This is a genomic window from Halobacterium hubeiense (genome assembly GCF_001488575.1).
Lineage (GTDB): Archaea > Halobacteriota > Halobacteria > Halobacteriales > Halobacteriaceae > Halobacterium > Halobacterium hubeiense.
This window is the reverse complement of the sequence record NZ_LN831302.1, coordinates 479,615-496,797: the sequence shown is the minus strand read 5'-3', so window position 1 is coordinate 496,797 and position 17,183 is coordinate 479,615. Positions and strand designations below refer to the sequence as shown.

The following is a 17,183-nucleotide window of genomic DNA, read 5'->3' as shown; positions in this document are numbered from 1 at the left end:
GGCCGTTCGCGGCCACGGGACTAAAATATCACGCCGCCGACGCGTCGCAGCCGACCGAGCGCGCGACCTCCACGAGCACCGACGCGGGAACCCCCTGTCCGCGCACCGTGTACCGGTACTCGCCGCAGTTCCACGACACCGACGCCGTCGGGCCGTACGTCACCGCGGCCTCACGGTCCCCGACTTCGACCGTGCGGTGGCCGTCCACGGGGAACGTGCGGTTGTACTTCGCGACCGTGATGCGCGAGGTCTCGTTGACGTACCGGAGGCCGACGCCGTGGACCTCGCCGGTCGTCTCGGAGGCGTACGTCGGTCGGAACGACGCCGGAACGTCGGGCGACGGCACGGAGACGTTCGTCGCGTCGCGGAGCGCCGCCGCGCTCTGGTAGGTCGTCGTCTCCGGGGTGTCCACGCGCTCGACGGTCGCGTCCGCAGGCGGGTCGAACGTGAACGCGTCCTCGCCGAGGCCGGGGTCGAAGGTGACGTTCGTGTACGTCGTGCGAACGGAGACGCGCGTCCCGTCGTCGACCCACTCGGTGTGCTGTTCGAGCACGAAGAAGCGCTGGGTGTCCACCAGCAGCGTCTGCTCGTAGGCGGCGGCGTCGGACTGCGGCGCGAGCCGGAGGACGTACGCCGTGCGGTCGCCGACGCTCGTCGTGCCGTCGTACTCGACGCCGAGCGCCGCGTCCGCGGACGCGTTCGGCCCGCTCGCGGCGCTCGGGACGACGGGCAGCGGCGCGACCTCGGGGCCGGACGCGCTCGCCGACGCCGAGCGCTGCGTGACGTTCAGCGCGGCGAACAGCCGCTCGATGTGGTCGCCGCGTCCGACGCCGTCCTCGGGCGTCGCGGACAGCGGCACGCGCTTTGCGCGGTCGCCGGCGTCGTCGTACAGCCACAGCACGGAGCCGTTCGACACCGTCACCTCGTAGCGCTCGCTGCCGTCGACGACCGTTCTGCGGCGCTCGTCGGTCCCGGGCCGGAACGCCACCTCGGCGACGGTCCGGCTCGTCCGGCTCCCGCGCTCGACGACCGTCGTCTCCGTGGCGGTGACGCCGTCGATGCCGGCGTACTGCTCGCCGGCGTCCGCGCCGACGGGCTGGCTGGCGGCCTCGGGCGCGGCGACCAGCCACAGCGCGCCGGCGACGACGACGGCCGCGACGGACGCAACTACCACTATCGTGGCGACGCTCCCGCGGTCGGTCGTGCGGCCGTCAGCGCTCATTTATTAGCCGAACGAACGGTGGATATTTTAATAACGTTTGTGATGCGTACGCGGCCACAGGTCGCGTTCCCGGCGTCAGCCCCGGAAACTGCGAAACACCTTTCACGGGAAGGCAAGAGTTGCCACACATGGACACCCTCGACGAAGTGGACGAAATCGTCCACCGACCCGCCGAGGAGTTCGTCGAGTCCACGAACGTCTGGCAGTTCATGCAGGCGTACGACATCGCGGACTACGACGAGCTCGTCGACCGAACCACCTCCGACCTCGACTGGTTCTGGGGCGAACTCCCCGGCTATCTCGGGCTGGAGTTCTACGAGGGGTTCGACGAAGTGCGAGACGAGAGCGAGGGCCCGCAGTTCACGGAGTGGTATCCGGGCGCGAAGCTCAACGTCGCGCACAACACCGTGGACCGCCACGCCCGCGTGGACTCGGGCACGCGCAACCACGTCGCCTGCATCTGGGAGGGCGAGGACGGCGAGGTCCGCCAGCAGACCTACCACGACCTCCACCGGCAGGCCAACCAGGTCGCGAACGCGCTCGTCGAGCGCGGCGTCGGCGAGGGCGACACGGTCGGCCTCTACATGCCGATGGTGCCCGAGGTGCAGAGCATCCTCTACGGCGTCTTCAAGGTCGGTGCCATCGCCGTCCCCATCTTCTCGGGGTTCGGCGTGGACGCCACCGCCACCCGCATCGAAGACGCGGAGTGCTCGGTGCTGTTCACCGGGGACGGCTTCTACCGCCGCGGCGACCCGATTACACTCAAGGAGACTGCCGACGAGGCAATCGAGCAGGCAGGCCACGTCGAGCACACCATCGTCTACGACCGATTAGGAGCCGATATTCCGTGGGACGAGAGCCGCGACGAGTGGTGGAGCGACGCGGTCGCCACGCAGGACGACGACTTCGAGACGCGCGCGATGGACGCCAGCGACCCCTGCATGCTCCTGTACTCGTCGGGGACGACGGGGAAGCCGAAGGGCATCGTCCACACGCACGCCGGCACGCTCGTCCAGCCCGCCAAGGAGATTCACTTCGGCTTCGACCAGCAGCCCGGTGACCGCTTCTTCTGGGTGAGCGACATCGGCTGGATGATGGGGCCGTGGACGCTCGTCGGCAACCACGCGTTCGGCGGCACCATCGTCATGTACGAGGGCGCGCCAGACCACCCCGAGCCCGACCGCTTCTGGGAGGTGATAGACCGCCACGGCGTCACCCAGTTCGGCATCTCGCCGACCGCGATTCGCGCGCTCCGCAAGTACGGCGACGAGTGGCTGGAGGACCACGACCTCTCCAGCCTGCGCCTGCTGGGTTCGACGGGCGAGCCGTGGGACCCCGAGAGCTGGGCGTGGTTCTACGAGAAGGTCGGCGGCGGGGACACGCCCATCATCAACATCTCCGGCGGCACCGAGGTGTTCGGCTGCTTCCTGATGCCGATGCCAATCCAGTCGCTGAAGCCCTGCACGCTCGGCGGCCCCGGCCTCGGGATGGACATCGACGTGGTGGACGAGGACGGCAACTCCATCAGGGACGCCCACGAGCGCGGCTACCTCGTCGCGCGCTCCTCGAACCCCGCGATGACCAAGAGCCTCTGGAGCGGCGACGAGCGTTATCTGGAGGAGTACTGGTCGCGCTTCGAGGACGTCTGGAACCACGGCGACTGGGCGCAGGTCGACGAGGACGGCTTCTGGTTCCTGCACGGCCGCGCGGACGACGCCATCAACGTCGCAGGCCGGAAGGTCGGCCCCGCCGAGGTGGAGGGCGCGCTCATCGACCACGACGCCGTGAATCAGGCCGCCGCAGTCGGCGTCCCCGACGACACCACCGGGGAGGCCGTCGTCGCGTACGTCATTCTGGAGGACGGCGTCGAACCGAGCGACGACCTCCGTGCGGCCCTCCGCGAGCAGGTCGGGGCCGAACTCGGGAAGCCGTTCCGCCCGCGGGAGGTGTTGTTCGTCGAGGAGTTCCCGAAGACCCAGTCCGGGAAAATCATCCGCCGCGCCATCGAGGGCGCGTACACCGGCGAGGACGTCGGCGACCTCTCCAGCATCGAGAACCCCGACGCCGTCGAGGCCATCGAGAACGCGCGGTAGTCAGAGGTCGTCGAGCAGGCCCTCGGGGCGCAGCACTTCGCCGTACTTCTCGAAGTCCTCGACGTGGAGCCACGCCAGCCGCGTCGTCTCCTCCGTGTCGGGGTCGTAGACGGTGACGCCGGTCTCGTCGTACAGCCACCTGTCGTCGACGCTCGCCTCGAAGACGCGCACGCCGTCGTAGTCACCGAGCACAGTCACCCACGAGAGGTCCACGCCGAGCGTCTCGCGGAACGCCTCGCGGACGGCCTCCTCTGGGGACTCGTCTGCGCGGACGTCGCGGCCGAGCGGCCGGTAGACGCGGCCCTCGTCGGGGTCGGTGACCTCCTCGACGAGCAGCTCGTCGAGGTCCCGAATCAGGCAGCGCGCGGTCGTCGCGGTCACGGCCCACACCGACCGAGCACGCGCAAAAAAGGGTTACTGTTCGGCCCACTCGCGGCGCAGCAGGTCGTAGCGCACCTCGTCGTAGTAGTCGCCGTCGATGTACCGGGACTCGCGGCGGCGCGCGACCTGCGTGAACCCCATCGCCTCCAACAGCCCGCGGGAGGCGTCGTTGAACTCGTAGGCGCCCGCGGTGATGCCGTGGACGTCGTAGTTCTCGAAGACGTAGTCGATGCCCGTCTCGGCCATGTCGCGGCCGTAGCCCTCGCCGTGGTACTCGGGGAGCAGCCAGTAGGACAGCCACACGCGGTCGCCGTCCACGTGCCGGGCGTTGAAGCTCCCGATGGGCGTCGTCTCGTCGTCGTCGGGGTGGCCGCGGGGCGCGTCCGCGGCGTCGTCGCACGCGACGAACGTCGCGGTACCCTCGCTCTCGATCCAGCTCTCGATGCCTTCCTCCTGCTGGGCGCGCGAGCGGTGGTGAATCGACCCCAGCGAGTACCGGATGCGGGGGTCCGTGCAGGAGCGCTGGATGAACGCCGCGTCGTCGCGCTCGACGGTGCGGAACGTGACGCGCTCGCCCTCGGTGACGACCGGCCCCGGCATCATCGACCCTCCCACTCCTCGCGGAGTAAGCCGTACTCGACGGCGTCCTGGTACGCGCCCTCTGCGAACCACACCTCGCGGCCGCGGCCCTCGTCGGTGAAGCCGGCGCCCTCGAACGCCTCGCGCGTGTAGTCGTCGCCTTCCAGCACTTCCGCGCCGACCGTGTGGGCGTCGTACGTGCGGAACAGCCCCTTCAGCGCGAGGTCGATTGCGGCGGCGCCGTAGCCCTCGCCGCGGTGTTCCTCGGGCACCCACAGCACGAGCCCCGGGCGGTCGCGGTCGACGTGGCTCGCGAACACGAACGCCACGGGTGTCGTCTCGTCGTCGTCCGGGTGGTCGTAGGGCGCGTCCTCGCCGTCCACGCAAGCGAGGTAGGCGGCGTTGTCGTCGTCCTCGACTTCCTCCTCGACGAACTCCTCGACCTCGGCCTCGCTCTTGTGGCCGCCCGCGTGGACGCCGAGGCGCGCGTACGGGTCCGTGAACAGCCGCTGGAGGAACGCCGCGTCCTCCCGCTCGACGGTCCGCAACACGAGGTCGTCGCCGACTTCGAGTATCGGCCCGGGCATCACTCGCTCACCGCGTCGCCGCTCGATTCGCTGCCGCTCGCTGCCGCGATTCGATGTGTGTCGCGTCGGGTGTCGCCGTCGCGCTCGTCGCCCTCGGGGGCGCCGTCGGCGCGCTCCGACTCGGCCGCGCCCGTGGAGGCTCGGCCGCCCCAGTAGATGACTGCGTCTGGCACGTCTCCCCCATTTCACCCCCGGATAATAGCGGTTCCGCGAGAGTGGTACCCACTCACACGTCGGGCGACGGCGCGGCGTCGGCGGGCGCGACCACGCGGTCCTCGGGCGCGTCATCCGTCGCGACCGCGACCGTTCCCGCGCCGCCGGCGGGCGGCAGCACTATCGACGCGCCCGCCAGCAGCGGCGCGAGCACGCCGGCGACGACCGTCCCGGGCTCCGCGAGCGGCGCGCGCACCGCGACGCGGTCCTTGGCGTCGTACTCCTCGGCGACGCGCCGGGCCGCCTCGACGGCCGCGCCGTGCGTGACGCCGGCGAGCAGTTCGGTCTCCGCCGTGACCGACGGCTCCGGGAACGTCGGGTTCTCGCTCCAGACGTCGCGCTCGAAGTACGTCCACGACGGGTCCGCGGGCGGCTCCCCCCAGCCGACGCGCTGGCCGCCCGGCGGCAGGTCGTACTCGCCGAGTTCCACGGTCGGCCCCGCGAGCACGCGCGCCTCCACCACGCGGTCCGGCCCGAACTCCACGGTCGCGCCCAGCAGCGCCGCCCCGAAGAACGTCTGGAGCGCGGCGGGCGCGGGCACGTCCAGAATCGCGACGCCGGCCTCCTCGCGGACGCCGCAGTGCCGGAGCGCGTTCCCGGTCTTGTACGTCTGCGACCGGAACTCGCGGGCGTCGTGGACGCGGTCGGCGTGCACGACCGGCCGGTCGGGGTCGTCGAGACTCGCGACGATGTCGGCGACAGTCTCCATGAGAAGCAGTGGCGGCGGCAGCGACTAACGCGTTCCGGGTTCAGGCCAGCGACTGGGTGGCGATGCGCTCGCGCAGGCGGTCCAGCGCCGCGCGGTCGAAGTCGCCCGTGACCCGCGCCAGCACCGCGTGGACTTCCGCCCGCGAGACCTTCACGTCGCCGTCCTCGACGACGTCCCCGGGTCGGTCGCGGAGCTCGCGCATCGTCCCGACCGCCAGCAGGTACGGCACCGTCCACGCCGCCAGCGTGTTCCCGCTAGTCGTCGGCATCGCCTCCAGCCACCGCTGCGCGCCGTCGGCGTACCCCCGAGCGCGGTCGACGACGCGCTCGACGACGTTGCCCACGCCGGCCGCGTTCGACGGGTCCGCCACCGCCTCGGGCTCGACGCCCGCCTCGTCCAGCCACGACGCCGGCAGGTAGACGTTGTTCTCCTCGTGGTAGTCCGGCCGGACGTCCTTCGCGACGTTCACGAGCTGGAGGAGGAGGGCGAACGACCGCGCGTGCTCGCGCATCGTCGCCGCGTCTTCGCGGGCGGCGTCCGCCGCCAGCAGCTCCGTGACCAGCTCCCCCACGGTCCCGGCCACGTACCAGCAGTACTCCTCTAGCTCCTCGACGGACTGGATGCGGAGGCCGCCGTCGTCGGCGTACCGCTCCACGAACGACGCCATCCCCGTGGTCATCTCGCGGACGGTCGGCCGAATCGCGGCCTGCGCGTCCGCGTCGAGGCTCTCGAACGCCCGCAGGACGCGGGGCGCCTCCGCGACGACCGTCCAGTCGGCGTCCAGTTCGGCCGGCAGGTGCGGCTCCACGTCCTCGCGGAACGCCGCGACCCCGGTCTCGTCGGCGGGGTCGAGCACGCTGTCGTACGTCCGCAGGAGTTCGGCCTGCTCGGCGGGCGGTATCGACGTGGCGTCCTCGACGGTGTCGGCAACCCGGCACAGCAGGTAGCCGACGCAGATGCGGGTCGCCATCGGCTCTTCGAGCGCGTCGATAGTCAACGCGAACGTGCGGGAGACGTCCTGCACGGCGTCGTGGCACCACGCGCGCTCGTCGGCCGCGGGCTGTGGGGACTGTTGGCCTCCGACCATCGCTATACCCCCGTTACGGGGACCACGCGCAAAAAGGGACGGGGGTCAGCCCGACGAACCGACACGTCCCCCGCGCTGCTCGCGACTCGCGGCGCTCGCCGCACAGGAGACCGGTTCGCTCCGGTCGAACACGACGCTCACGCATCGCTTCGCTCCCCGCTCGCCGTAACGTGGCCTCCCTGCGGTCGGCCACGCTTATGAGAAAGCTAAAGGAACGACCCGGCAAGTTTCGCGTATGGACTTCAGCCTCAGTGACGAGCAGCGCCAAATCAAGGAGATGGTCTCGGACTTCGTCGACGAGGAAGTGATTCCCCGGGCGGAGGACATCGACCACGACGACGAGTTCCCGCAGGACCTCGTCGATCAGATGAGCGAGCTCGGCCTGATGGGGATGCCGTTCCCCGAGGAGTACGACGGCGCGGGCCTAGACTACCACTCCTACGCGCTCGCCCTCGAAGAAATCGCGCGCGGGAGCGGCGGCCTCGGCACGGTCGTCGCGGCGCACACGAGCCTCGCGGGGAACGTCCTCTACCAGTACGGCGACGAGGACCAGAAGCAGGAGTACCTCGCGGCGATGAACCGCGGCGACGACGTCGGCGCGTTCGCGCTCTCGGAGGCGGGCGCGGGCTCGGACGTCCCCGCGATGGAGACCACCGCCGAGCGGGACGGCGACGAGTACGTCATCAACGGCGAGAAGCTCTGGATTTCGAACGGGAGCGTCGCGGACACGGTGACGCTGTTCGCGAAGACCGACCCCGACGCCGGCCACGAGGGCATCTCGTCGTTCGTCGTGCGCCCCGACGAGGACGACGGCTTCTACGTCGAGGGCACCGAGGACAAGCTCGGCGACAAGGGCTGTCCGACCGCGGAACTGCGCTTCGACGACCTGCGCGTGCCCGCCGACCGGCTGGTCGGCGAGGAGGGCGACGGCTTCCGGCAGGCCCTGGAGACGCTGAACGGCGGCCGCATCACCATCGCCGCGCGCTCCATCGGCCTCGCGCGGGCCGCACTCGACGACAGCCTCGACTACGCGCAGGCCCGCGAGCAGTTCGACCAGCCCATCAGCGACTTCCAGGCCATCCAGCACAAGCTCGCGGACATGGACACGAAGATTCAGTCCGCGAAACTGCTGATGCACCGCGCCGCGGACAAGAAGATGCGCGGCGAGGACTTCATCAAGGACGCCGCGCAGGCGAAGCTCTACGCCTCCGAAATCTCTCGGGAGGTCACCAACGAGGGCATCCAGATTCACGGCGGCTACGGCTACACGAAGGACTTCGCCGTCGAGCGCTACTACCGGGACGCGAAGCTCAACGAAATCTACGAAGGCACCAGCGAAGTGCTCCGGAATACTATCGCACAGCGGCTCCTGAAGTAGACGGGCTTCCGTCGCCGCCGCACAGCGCCGGCGACGAGCGCGATTTTACGCCGGGGTCGGGCGGCGAGCGGCGTACACGACGCCCACGAGCCCGCCGACGGGAACCGCGAGCCACCACGTGAGCACGAGCGCGGCAGCGACGGCGACCGCCGCCAGTTCGAACGGGTTCGCGACCCCGCCGGCCGCGACGGCGCCCGCCGCGAGCGGGACGAACGCCACGAGGTACGCCGCCACGGCGCCGACCGCGCCCACGACCGCCCCGCGGAACGCGCTCCGGGCTGGGGCGATTCGCCACCCGGCGACGCCGACGAGGAACGCCGCCGGCACGGCGAACAGCAACCCCGTCGTCGCGAGGTCGACGGCCGAGTGGTACTCGATGGTCGCGAAGTACGGCGTCCAGCCGAGGTCGACGACCTCGGCGTCGATTGCCCAGACGGACGCGGCGTACAGTGCCGCCACGAGGACGGCTCCGGTCGCCGCCGCGTAGCCCGCGGCGAGGTCGTCGCGGTCCGTTCCGGGGCCGTACCGACGGTACGCGGTCTGGAGGGTCTGCAGGTCCGGGGACTGCATGGACGGCCGTTGTACCGCTACCCAAATACGTATTCTGGATGAAACTACGCCGCTGGTTCGCGGCGCGGAGCGGCGATCCGAACTACGCCGAGCTGTCGTCCTCGCGCCCGGCGCTGAGTGGCTGGCGCTCGCCGTACGTGAGCGTGCGCCAGAGCCACTCCATCGGCCCGTAGCGATAGCGCCGCAGCCACAGCACGGTCAGCGCCACTTGGACGGCCCAGATGGCGGCGACGACGCCCAGCGCCTCGAACCGCGTCACGCGCCCGAACAGCCCGAGGCCGTGCCCGTAGAAGACGGTCGTGGCGAGCACGCTCTGGAGGAGGTAGTTGCTGAACGCGGTGCGGCCGACGCCGGCCAGCGTCCGCGTCAGCACGCCGTCGGGCCGCCGTCGCGCGTACAGCATGACGACCGCGACGTACGCGCCGGCGAGCGGGAGGCTCCCCCAGTAGTTGAACTGCCGCCAGAGCAGGCCAGCGGCCGGCGTCCAGCCGCTCGCTTCGACGTACCAGACGCCGGCGAGCGCGATTGCGAGCCCGGTGGTGCCGCCGACGGCCGCGAGCCGCCGGTAGAACCGCTCCGAGCGGTCGTTCGTCAGGACGCCCCACTCGAACAGCGCCATCCCGAGCAGCATCGACCCGCTCACGCGCCAGCCAGTCGACGCGAGGTAGCCGCTGGTCTGTCGCTCGAACGCGGTCGGGACGCGGTGGGCCAGCTGCGCGAGCCAGCCGCTGCGGTACGTCTCGATTTCGGCGCGGAGCGCCGCCTCGGCCGGCCGCCACGTCTGCGCGAACGCCGAGAGGTCCGCGAACAGCGCGGACGCGACTTCCGTCGCGGACGGCACGAAGAGCAACCCGAGCCCGAGTACCGCCTGCCGCCGCGCGGGCTCGTGGCGCGCGCCGACGACCCAGAGCGCGGTGACGCCGTACGCGACGAGCACGTCGCCGTACCACAGCAGGTAGGCGTGCAGCAAGCCGAACGCGACGAGCAAGCCCGACCGCCGGAGGTGGAGGGCGAGCGCGGGCTCGCCGCGGCGCTCACGGTTGCGGACGAACAGCGCGATGCCGCCGCCGAACAGCAGCGTGAACAGCGTGATGAACTTCTGCTCGACGAGGACGTGACCCGCGAACCACGCCCAGTAGTTCGCGCCCGCGAAGTCGCCGTACGCCGTCGGATTGAGCAGGACGACCTCGGGCATCGAGAACAGCCGGACGTTGACGACCAGAATCCCGAGCAGCGCGAACCCGCGGAGGGCGTCGAGGCCGACCACGCGCTCGGACGGCGGGGTCGGCCCGCCCTCGCCGCTCATCGGCCGCGCTCCGACTCGCGGGCCGCGGTTCCGGTCGTCGCGTCGATGTCAGTCACTCGCCCGTTCATTAGCGAGCCGACACAAAAGGTGTGGCGCAGGGCGGCCCGCGCTACAGCGCGTTCCGGACCGCGAGCACGACGGCGACGCCGACCGCCAGCGACACCAGCAGGTTCCCGGTCTTGCGCGCGACGGCGACGGTCGCGGCCGCGGCGACCCACTCGGGGATGTCGCCGTCAGCGAGCGCGGGCGCGACGAACGCGACGACGACCGCGCCCGGGAGCACGTCGATGCCAGCTTCCGCGCGCTCGGAGAGGTCCACGCGCCCGAGCAGCCAGAAGCCGCCCGCCTTCGTCGCGTACGTCACGACCGCCATCGCCAAGATGACGGCGACGACGGTCGGGTCGAGGTCAACCATCGTAGGTCACCACCTCGGTCGCGGCGCCGGCGAGCGCGCCCGCGAGGATGTACCACTCGCCGGGGACGACGGCGTGGACGGCGAGCGCGGCGGCCGCCGCGACGACCCACGGCCGCAGCGACTCTTTGCCCTCCCAGAAGCCGGCGGCGAGCGTGAGGAACAGCGCGGTCGCGACGAAGTCCAGCCCGTACGTCGCGGGGTCGCCGACGAGGTCGCCGACGGTCGCGCCGACGACGGTGGAGGCTATCCACAGCAGCCACAGCACGAGGCCGCTCCCGAGCAGGAACGCGCCGTTGTGGCTGCCCGAGCGCAGGACGCCGATGGACTGCGCCCAGTTCTCGTCGGCGAAGAAGAACACGCTCGTATACGCCTGCGGCACCGAGAGCTGGCCGAGCCACGGCCGCAGCGCCGCGCCCATCAGCACGTACCGGAGGTTCACGAGCAGCGTCGTGGAGACGACCGCGACCACCGGAATCGGGTCCGCCCACAGTTCCACGGCGACCAACTGCGCGGCGCCCGCGACCACGGTGGCGCTCATCACCGCGGCCTCCGCGACGCTCAGCCCCGCGCGGCGCGCCACCACGCCGAAGACGACGCCGTAGCCCGCGACGCCGACGGCCACCGGGAAGCCGGCGACGAACCCCTCGCGGAGTCCCGCGGCGCTGAACTCCACGGACTGCACGCCGTCCTCCTCGCGCTGCTCGGTCGTCGGTTCGGCTTCAGACAACGCTACCCCTCCGCGTGGCGACTCCCATCAGTTCGAGGGAGCGGCGCCGACGGTGAAAACAGTTCGGAGACCGGACACGTCACCGGGAGCGGGCGGCGCCGGAGCGGTCCGCGTCCCGGGTCCGGCGGAGCGCGAGCGCGGCGGCGACGAGGCCGGCCCCGAGCGCGAGCCCCGCGACGGCCTCGGGCGCGGTGTGAGCGCCGGTCGCGACGCGGCTCCACACCATCCCACCGGGGACGACGAGCAGCGCCGCGAACCGCCAGTCGACCGCCGCGAGGAAGGCGACCGGGACCGTGGCGTACAGCACGTGGCTGGACACGTCCCACAGCGGGACGACGGCGGCGTGGACGACCGACGTCGCGACGAGCAGCGCGCAGTACGCCGGGCCGGCCGAGTCGAGGCGCTGGCGCGTCCACGCCACCCAGATGACGGCGAACCCGGCGACGAGGCCGGCGCTCGCGTAGAAGTCGTCGCCGCCCGGAACGGGGGCCGCGACCAGCTCCGGGCCGCCGGCGTACACGGCGAACGCGAGCGCCCAGCCCGCGAGCACGGCGCCGACCCGGCCCGCGAGCGCGCGCTCGCTCCAGCCGCGGACGCGGTACTCGTAGCCGACGAGCACCGCGGTCGCTTCGAGGACGAACAGTTCCGGCGCGAACACCGTCGAGTACACTGCTGCGAGCCCCACAGTTAGTCGAGGGCAGTCGGCGCGCGCCGGATAGCCGTTGTGGATTCGGCGCCGCCGCGGGACGCGGACCCGTCGTGTTTTTCCGCCGGCCGGCCGAACTGCCGACGATGACCGAGGAGACCGCCGAGGCCGACGGCGTCACCGCCCGCTACTACGAGACCGACACCGAGCGCGTGCTGGAGTTCGAGCGCGACGGGCGGACCGCCGCCGTCGCGCAGAACGTCGAGGGGTACGCGATGCTGAAGGTGCGGCCGACCGCGGACGGCGACGAGCTGGAGCGCTACTACGGCTTCGACATGGCCTTAGACCACGCCGCGGAGCTGCTCGGCGCGGACCCCAACGCCCTCCCGGTGCCGGAGGCCGCCGCCGACATGGGGATGTGAGCGGGGGTCCGCACGCCTTTTGACCCCGGTCGAACAATGATGCGGTATGACGAAGGTTCGCGTGGCCGGCGCCGGCATGACGGAGTTCGGTAGTCTCCCCGAGCGCACGAGCCGCGACCTGTTCGCGGAGGCGGGCCGCGCCGCCGTCGAGGACGCGGGCGTCGCCCGCGAGGACGTCGAGGGCGTCTACTACGGCAACTTCATGGGCGAGCTGAGCGAGCACCAGGGCCACCAGGGCCCGCTCGCGGCGGAGGCGCTGGGCGTGCAGGCGCCCGCGACGCGCTACGAGAGCGCCTGTGCGTCCAGCGGCGTCGCGCTCCGGCAGGCCGTCCGCGACGTGCGCAACGGCGAGGCGGACGTGCTGGTAGCGGGCGGCACCGAGCGTATGACGAACCTCTCGACGGCGGAGTCCACGGAGGCGCTGGCCATCGCCGCGGACGAACTCTACGAGGTGCGCGCGGGCGTCACGTTCCCCGGTGCGTACGCGATGATGGCGACGGCGTACTTCGAACAGTTCGGCGGCACGCGCGAGGACCTCGCGCACGTCGCGGTGAAGAACCACGCGAACGCGGTGGGCAACGACCGCGCGCAGTACCAGCGCGAAATCACGGTCGCGGAGGCGCTGGACTCGCCGGCGGTCGCGGACCCGCTGCACCTCTACGACGCCTGCCCCGTGACCGACGGCGCGAGCGCGGTCGTCCTCGTCAGCGAGGACTACGCCGAAACCAACGACCTCGACGCGGGCGTCGCGATTACCGGAACCGGACAGGGCGGCGACCGGATGGCCCTGCAGGACCGCGAGAACGTCGCAACGTCACCCGCTGCTACCGAGGCCGCGGAGGAGGCCTACGCGGACGCCGGCGTCACGCCCGACGACGTGGACGTCGCGGAGGTCCACGACTGCTTCACCATCGCGGAAGTGCTCGCGCTGGAGTCGCTGGGGTTCTTCGAGCAGGGAGAGGGCGTCACGGCCGCCCGCGACGGGAAAACGACGCGGGACGGCGACCTCCCCGTGAACCTCTCCGGGGGGCTGAAGGCGAAGGGACACCCGGTCGGTGCGACGGGGACAAGTCAGGTCGCCGAACTCACGAAGCTGCTGCGCGGCGACCACGTCAACAGCGAGCACGTCCCCGACGCCCGGGTCGGCGTCGCGCACAACGCCGGTGGAACGGTGGCGAGTGCCGTCGTTCACGTTCTGGAGGTGGCAGAATGACGGGAGACGGCGAGGAGTCGGTCGGCGACGCGGGCTTCGACGAGTTCCTCGACGCGCTCGCCGACGGCGAGGGCTACTACGTGGAGTGCGCGAACGGCCACGGGAGCCTGCCGCCGCGGCGCGTCTGCCCGGAGTGCGGGAGCGCCGACCTCCGTGAGACGCCGCTCCCCGACGCCGGTGAGGTGGCGACGTACACGAAGGTCCACGTCCCCGCGCCGTCGTTCGCCGACGACGCGCCCTACGTCACGGCCGTCGTGGACTTCGGTCCCGTGCGGCTCACGGGGCACGTGCTGGCGGCCGTCGAGGACGTCGAAATCGGGCGAGAAGTCGAGCCGGCGGTCGGCGAGACGGAGACGCGGGGCGACCGGCTAGTGGTCTTCGAGCCGCGGTAGGTCCTCGCGGACCGCGTCGAGGAACACCGCGGGCTGTTCTGCGTGCGGGAGCAGGCGCGTCTCGTCGACGACGACCAGCCGCGTGTCCGCGTCCTCGGCGACGTCCCGGCCGGCGGCGAGCGTCGAGATGGTGGCCTCCCGGCCCCAGACGAGCGTCGCCGGGCAGTCGCGCTCGCGGAGTTCGGCGCCGAGGTCGACGTCCGCGTCGAGGTAGCCGCCGACGAACGACGCGGGCGCGAACCGCGCGCCCTCCTGGTGGGCGGTCTGCCACTGGTAGTCCACGAGCCCCTCGGGGACGCGCTCGGGGTAGTAGAAGGCGTCGCGCTCGTCGAAGTACTGGAGGGAGGGCTTCGCGGTCAGCGCGTCGAACGCCGCTGCGCCGAGGACGGGCGAGCGGAGGAGCGCGCGCAGCCACGGCCGCCGCGGGCCGGTGTCCGCGGTCGGGCAGACGAGCAACAGCCCCGAGACATCCGCCTCCTTCGCGGCAATCGCCGCCCACGCGCCCGACAGCGAACTCCCGACGACGACCGGGTCGTCGGCCACGTCGGAGACGAAGTCCGCGACAAACTCCTCGTACAGCGAGGACGTGTACGCGACCGGCGGGCGGTCGGTCCGCCCGAACCCCGGCAGGTCGGGCGCGATGACGTGGTAGTCCTCGGCGAGCGCGTCGAAGACGCCCGCGAACTCGCGACTGGAGGCGGCGGCGTGGACCCCGTGCAGGCAGACCACGTCCGGCCGGTCGGGGTCGCCGGCCTCGGTGTAGGCCACGTCGAAGCCGCGCCACCGGTAGGTGTCCTGTGCGCCCGCGAGCGCCGGCGACAGCTCGCCGGCCTTCGCGCGGAGGCCGCGGTCGAGGAGGTCCGCGGCCGCGACGGTGCCGACCGCGCCAGCGAGGAGTCTGCGAAGTCGCATACCGGATAGTTCAGCCGCCAGTCGCTTAGCCGTTGTGACGGCTCACTCGCGCTGCCCGTCGAGGCACTCCGCGAGCGGCTCGATTACGTCGTCGGCGACCTCGTAGGGCGTCGTCTCGCCGGCGTCGATGCGCTCGACGAGTTCCTCGACGCCGCCGCGCGCCGCCAGCTCCTCCTCGACGAGTTCGCTGGCGTCCTCCCGCAGGAGGTTCCGGAGTTCCTCGGCGTGGCGCTGGTGGCGCTTGGCCTCGCGGCGGCCCGACGCGTCCAGCCAGTCGGCGTGCGCGTCCAGCACGTCGAGGAACTCGGCGACTCCCTCGCCGCTGTTCGCGACCGTCTCGACGACCTCCGGGTCCCAGTCACCCTCTTCGTCCTCGCGCATGTCGAGCATGTTCTTGAGTTCGGTGACGGTCTTGTCCGAGCCCGCGAGGTCCGCCTTGTTCACGACGAAGACGTCCCCGATTTCGAGGATGCCCGCCTTCAGCATCTGCACGTCGTCGCCCGACGACGGCGGCACCAGCACGGCGACCGTGTCCGCGGTCTTCACCACGTCCACCTCGTTCTGCCCGGCGCCCACCGTCTCGATGATTATCTTGTCCTTCCCGAACGCGTCGAGGGCTTTGACGGCGTCAGCCGTGGCGGTGGAGAGGCCGCCGAGGCTGCCCCGGGCGGACATCGACCGGAAGAACACGTCCATGTCCGTCGCGGTGGACGCCATCCGGATGCGGTCCCCGAGCACCGCGCCGCCCGTGAACGGGCTGGAGGGGTCCACGGCGATGACGCCGACGGTGAGCCCGCGGTCGCGGTACGCCTTCGCCATCTTGTCCACGAGCGTCGACTTCCCGGAGCCCGGGCTGCCCGTGATGCCGACGACGTCCGCGCTCCCCGTGTGGGGGTACAGCGCCGACACGAGGTCGCGGTAGCCCGGCGACCGGTTCTCGATACGCGTGATGGTGCGCGCGAGCGCCCGGTGCTTCCCGGCGAGCAACTCCTCGACGAGGTCGGGGGCGTCCTGGGCGGCCATCTCAGTCACGCCGCGTCACGTTCTCCCGGATGAACTCGATGGTCTCCTCCATCGGCGTCCCCGGCCCGAAGATGGCGTCCACGCCCGCCTCCTTCAGCCCCTCGCGGTCCTCGTCGGGGACGATGCCGCCGACGATGATGAGCGTGTCCTCGAAGGCGTCGTACTCTTGCAGGCCCTCGACGATTTTCGGGACGAGCGTGTTGTGCGCGCCGGAGAGAATGGAGATGCCGAGCACGTCGACGTCCTCCTGCACCGTCGCCTGCACGATTTCCTCGGGGGCCTTGTGGAGCCCGGAGTAGATAACCTCGAAGCCGGCGTCCCGGAACGCCCGTGTGATGACGTGGGCGCCCCGGTCGTGGCCGTCGAGTCCGACTTTGGCCACCAGACACCGGATGTTCCGCTGGGATTCGTGGCTCATGCCTGGGATTTTGCCACATGCGTGTTTCACTTTAACGGACTTCTATTACAGTCCTGCTTGCGCTACCCAAACTCCGGTTGTTCCCGCGAGAAGCGAAAGCGGGTTTGCGGATGGGGTCGAACGTCCGCCCATGACCTCCGTCTCCGAGTACGCGCGAGCGAACCCGCGCCGCGTCACGGTCGTCCTCTCGGTCGTCGGCTACGCGCTCGTCGCCGCCGCCTTCTCCGGCGTCGTCCCGCTGTTCCCGCCGCTCTCAGACGACACCGTCCTCCTGTTCTCGGACGCCATCGCCGTCGTGAACACGCTCGCCCTCACCAGCCTGCTGGCGGGCGCGGCGTTCATCAAGCGCGGTGACGTCCGGAAACACCGCGCCGCGATGCTGACCGCGTTCGCGCTCATCTGCGTGTTCCTCGTGCTCTACCTCTGGAAGGTCGGCGGCGGCTTCGAGAAGTCCATCGTCATCGAGGAAGGCCAGTTCCTCGCTCAGTACGCCGGCGTCGTCGAGCCGCTGTACCTGTTGATGCTCGCCATCCACATCTTCCTCTCCGTCGTCGCCGTCCCCGTCGTCCTCTACGCCATCACGCTCGGACTCACCCACACGCCTGCGGAACTCCGGGAGACCAGTCACGCCAAGTACGGCCGCATCGCGGTCGCCGCGTGGTCGCTGTCGCTGTTCCTCGGCGTCGTCACGTACTGGATGCTCAACCACGTCTACTCGTGGGTCCCGCGCTAGGTTCGCTTCTCGGCGCTGTCGAACGCTCTGTCGTCTGCGCTTCCTCGAAAGCCCCGGCGCGCTGAACCGTCCGCGGCTCGCTGTGCTCCAGTCGGTGCTTGCTTCGCCGGGGCCGGATTCAGCCCGCCGCCCCTTTCAGTCCCGCCCGTTGCCAATT

At 71.1% G+C, this 17,183-nt stretch carries 21 protein-coding genes; 6 read left to right on the top strand and 15 right to left on the bottom strand.

Translation table 11 applies throughout. The features are described from left to right. Positions 1–28: 28 nt before the first annotated feature. Entirely contained in the window at positions 29–1,222 is a 1,194-nt protein-coding gene (locus HHUB_RS02455; protein ID WP_059055908.1) for a LolA family protein, read from the bottom strand. Positions 1,223–1,350: 128 nt separating this feature from the next. On the opposite strand from HHUB_RS02455, the gene HHUB_RS02450 reads away from it, so the two are divergent. Beyond that, a complete protein-coding gene (locus tag HHUB_RS02450) occupies positions 1,351–3,315 on the top strand; it encodes an AMP-binding protein (RefSeq protein ID WP_059055907.1) in 1,965 nt (654 codons plus the stop codon). Here HHUB_RS02450 and HHUB_RS02445 read toward each other — a convergent pair whose 3' ends face one another. From HHUB_RS02445 to HHUB_RS02425, 6 genes are read right to left on the bottom strand one after another with little or no spacing between them, the layout of a single operon-like run. Beyond that, entirely contained in the window at positions 3,316–3,696 is a 381-nt protein-coding gene (locus HHUB_RS02445; RefSeq protein ID WP_238323992.1) for an NUDIX hydrolase, read from the bottom strand. 33 nt (positions 3,697–3,729) lie between these two features. Beyond that, complete coding sequence (locus tag HHUB_RS02440) at positions 3,730–4,299, bottom strand: GNAT family N-acetyltransferase (RefSeq protein WP_238323991.1); 570 nt, start codon at positions 4,297–4,299, stop codon at positions 3,730–3,732. Further along, a complete protein-coding gene (locus tag HHUB_RS02435; protein ID WP_059055901.1) occupies positions 4,296–4,862 on the bottom strand; it encodes a GNAT family N-acetyltransferase in 567 nt (188 codons plus the stop codon). Before HHUB_RS02435 ends, HHUB_RS02440 begins: the two co-directional genes overlap by 4 nt. Continuing rightward, complete coding sequence (locus HHUB_RS16505) at positions 4,862–5,035, bottom strand: hypothetical protein (protein ID WP_157533975.1); 174 nt, start codon at positions 5,033–5,035, stop codon at positions 4,862–4,864. Before HHUB_RS16505 ends, HHUB_RS02435 begins: the two co-directional genes overlap by 1 nt. A 53-nt stretch (positions 5,036–5,088) precedes the next feature. Then, positions 5,089–5,784: an acyl-CoA synthetase family protein gene (locus HHUB_RS02430; protein WP_059055899.1), complete on the bottom strand. Its 696-nt coding sequence runs from the start codon at positions 5,782–5,784 to the stop codon at positions 5,089–5,091. A gap of 40 nt (positions 5,785–5,824) precedes the next feature. Beyond that, on the bottom strand, positions 5,825–6,871 hold the full coding sequence (locus HHUB_RS02425; protein ID WP_059055895.1) for a phytoene/squalene synthase family protein: 1,047 nt from the start codon (positions 6,869–6,871) through the stop codon (positions 5,825–5,827). Positions 6,872–7,106: 235 nt separating this feature from the next. Here HHUB_RS02425 and HHUB_RS02420 point away from each other — a divergent pair, with 235 nt between their 5' ends. Then, positions 7,107–8,249 carry an acyl-CoA dehydrogenase gene (locus tag HHUB_RS02420; RefSeq protein ID WP_059055894.1) on the top strand — a complete coding sequence of 381 codons (1,143 nt, stop codon included), beginning with the start codon at positions 7,107–7,109 and terminating at the stop codon, positions 8,247–8,249. Positions 8,250–8,294: 45 nt separating this feature from the next. On the opposite strand, the gene HHUB_RS02415 is transcribed toward HHUB_RS02420, so the two are convergent. The 5 genes from HHUB_RS02415 to HHUB_RS02395 form a co-directional block, all read right to left on the bottom strand. Then, the gene (locus tag HHUB_RS02415; RefSeq protein ID WP_059055892.1) at positions 8,295–8,819 is read right to left on the bottom strand and encodes a hypothetical protein; all 525 of its coding nucleotides are present in this window, start codon (positions 8,817–8,819) and stop codon (positions 8,295–8,297) included. 82 nt (positions 8,820–8,901) lie between these two features. Continuing rightward, positions 8,902–10,125 (bottom strand): DUF418 domain-containing protein, encoded by a 1,224-nt coding sequence (locus HHUB_RS02410; protein WP_059055890.1) that lies wholly within the window; start codon positions 10,123–10,125, stop codon positions 8,902–8,904. Between the two features lie 109 nt (positions 10,126–10,234). Then, positions 10,235–10,540 carry an AzlD family protein gene (locus HHUB_RS02405; protein ID WP_059055888.1) on the bottom strand — a complete coding sequence of 102 codons (306 nt, stop codon included), beginning with the start codon at positions 10,538–10,540 and terminating at the stop codon, positions 10,235–10,237. Continuing rightward, on the bottom strand, positions 10,533–11,267 hold the full coding sequence (locus HHUB_RS02400; RefSeq protein WP_059055885.1) for an AzlC family ABC transporter permease: 735 nt from the start codon (positions 11,265–11,267) through the stop codon (positions 10,533–10,535). Before HHUB_RS02400 ends, HHUB_RS02405 begins: the two co-directional genes overlap by 8 nt. A 79-nt stretch (positions 11,268–11,346) precedes the next feature. After that, a complete protein-coding gene (locus HHUB_RS02395) occupies positions 11,347–11,952 on the bottom strand; it encodes a hypothetical protein (RefSeq protein WP_082687151.1) in 606 nt (201 codons plus the stop codon). Between the two features lie 107 nt (positions 11,953–12,059). Between HHUB_RS02395 and HHUB_RS02390 the strand changes: the two genes are divergently transcribed. The 3 genes from HHUB_RS02390 to HHUB_RS02380 are packed head-to-tail and all read left to right on the top strand — an operon-like array spanning position 12,060 to position 13,940. Then, complete coding sequence (locus tag HHUB_RS02390; protein ID WP_059055882.1) at positions 12,060–12,335, top strand: DUF7111 family protein; 276 nt, start codon at positions 12,060–12,062, stop codon at positions 12,333–12,335. 46 nt (positions 12,336–12,381) lie between these two features. Further along, positions 12,382–13,548 (top strand): thiolase domain-containing protein, encoded by a 1,167-nt coding sequence (locus tag HHUB_RS02385; RefSeq protein ID WP_059055880.1) that lies wholly within the window; start codon positions 12,382–12,384, stop codon positions 13,546–13,548. Continuing rightward, on the top strand, positions 13,545–13,940 hold the full coding sequence (locus HHUB_RS02380; RefSeq protein ID WP_059055878.1) for a Zn-ribbon domain-containing OB-fold protein: 396 nt from the start codon (positions 13,545–13,547) through the stop codon (positions 13,938–13,940). Before HHUB_RS02385 ends, HHUB_RS02380 begins: the two co-directional genes overlap by 4 nt. On the opposite strand, the gene HHUB_RS02375 is transcribed toward HHUB_RS02380, so the two are convergent. The 3 genes from HHUB_RS02375 to HHUB_RS02365 are packed head-to-tail and all read right to left on the bottom strand — an operon-like array spanning position 13,917 to position 16,293. Continuing rightward, positions 13,917–14,852, bottom strand: a complete 936-nt coding sequence (locus tag HHUB_RS02375; protein WP_059055877.1) for an alpha/beta fold hydrolase — start codon at positions 14,850–14,852, stop codon at positions 13,917–13,919. The genes HHUB_RS02380 and HHUB_RS02375 overlap by 24 nt on opposite strands. 42 nt (positions 14,853–14,894) lie before the next feature. Continuing rightward, positions 14,895–15,875 (bottom strand): methylmalonyl Co-A mutase-associated GTPase MeaB, encoded by a 981-nt coding sequence (gene meaB / locus HHUB_RS02370; protein WP_059055874.1) that lies wholly within the window; start codon positions 15,873–15,875, stop codon positions 14,895–14,897. A 1-nt stretch (position 15,876) separates the two neighbouring features. Then, positions 15,877–16,293 carry a cobalamin B12-binding domain-containing protein gene (locus HHUB_RS02365; RefSeq protein ID WP_059055872.1) on the bottom strand — a complete coding sequence of 139 codons (417 nt, stop codon included), beginning with the start codon at positions 16,291–16,293 and terminating at the stop codon, positions 15,877–15,879. 130 nt (positions 16,294–16,423) lie between these two features. Here HHUB_RS02365 and HHUB_RS02360 point away from each other — a divergent pair, with 130 nt between their 5' ends. Next, the gene (locus HHUB_RS02360) at positions 16,424–17,026 is read left to right on the top strand and encodes a DUF420 domain-containing protein (RefSeq protein ID WP_059055870.1); all 603 of its coding nucleotides are present in this window, start codon (positions 16,424–16,426) and stop codon (positions 17,024–17,026) included. Positions 17,027–17,183 lie beyond the last annotated feature (157 nt).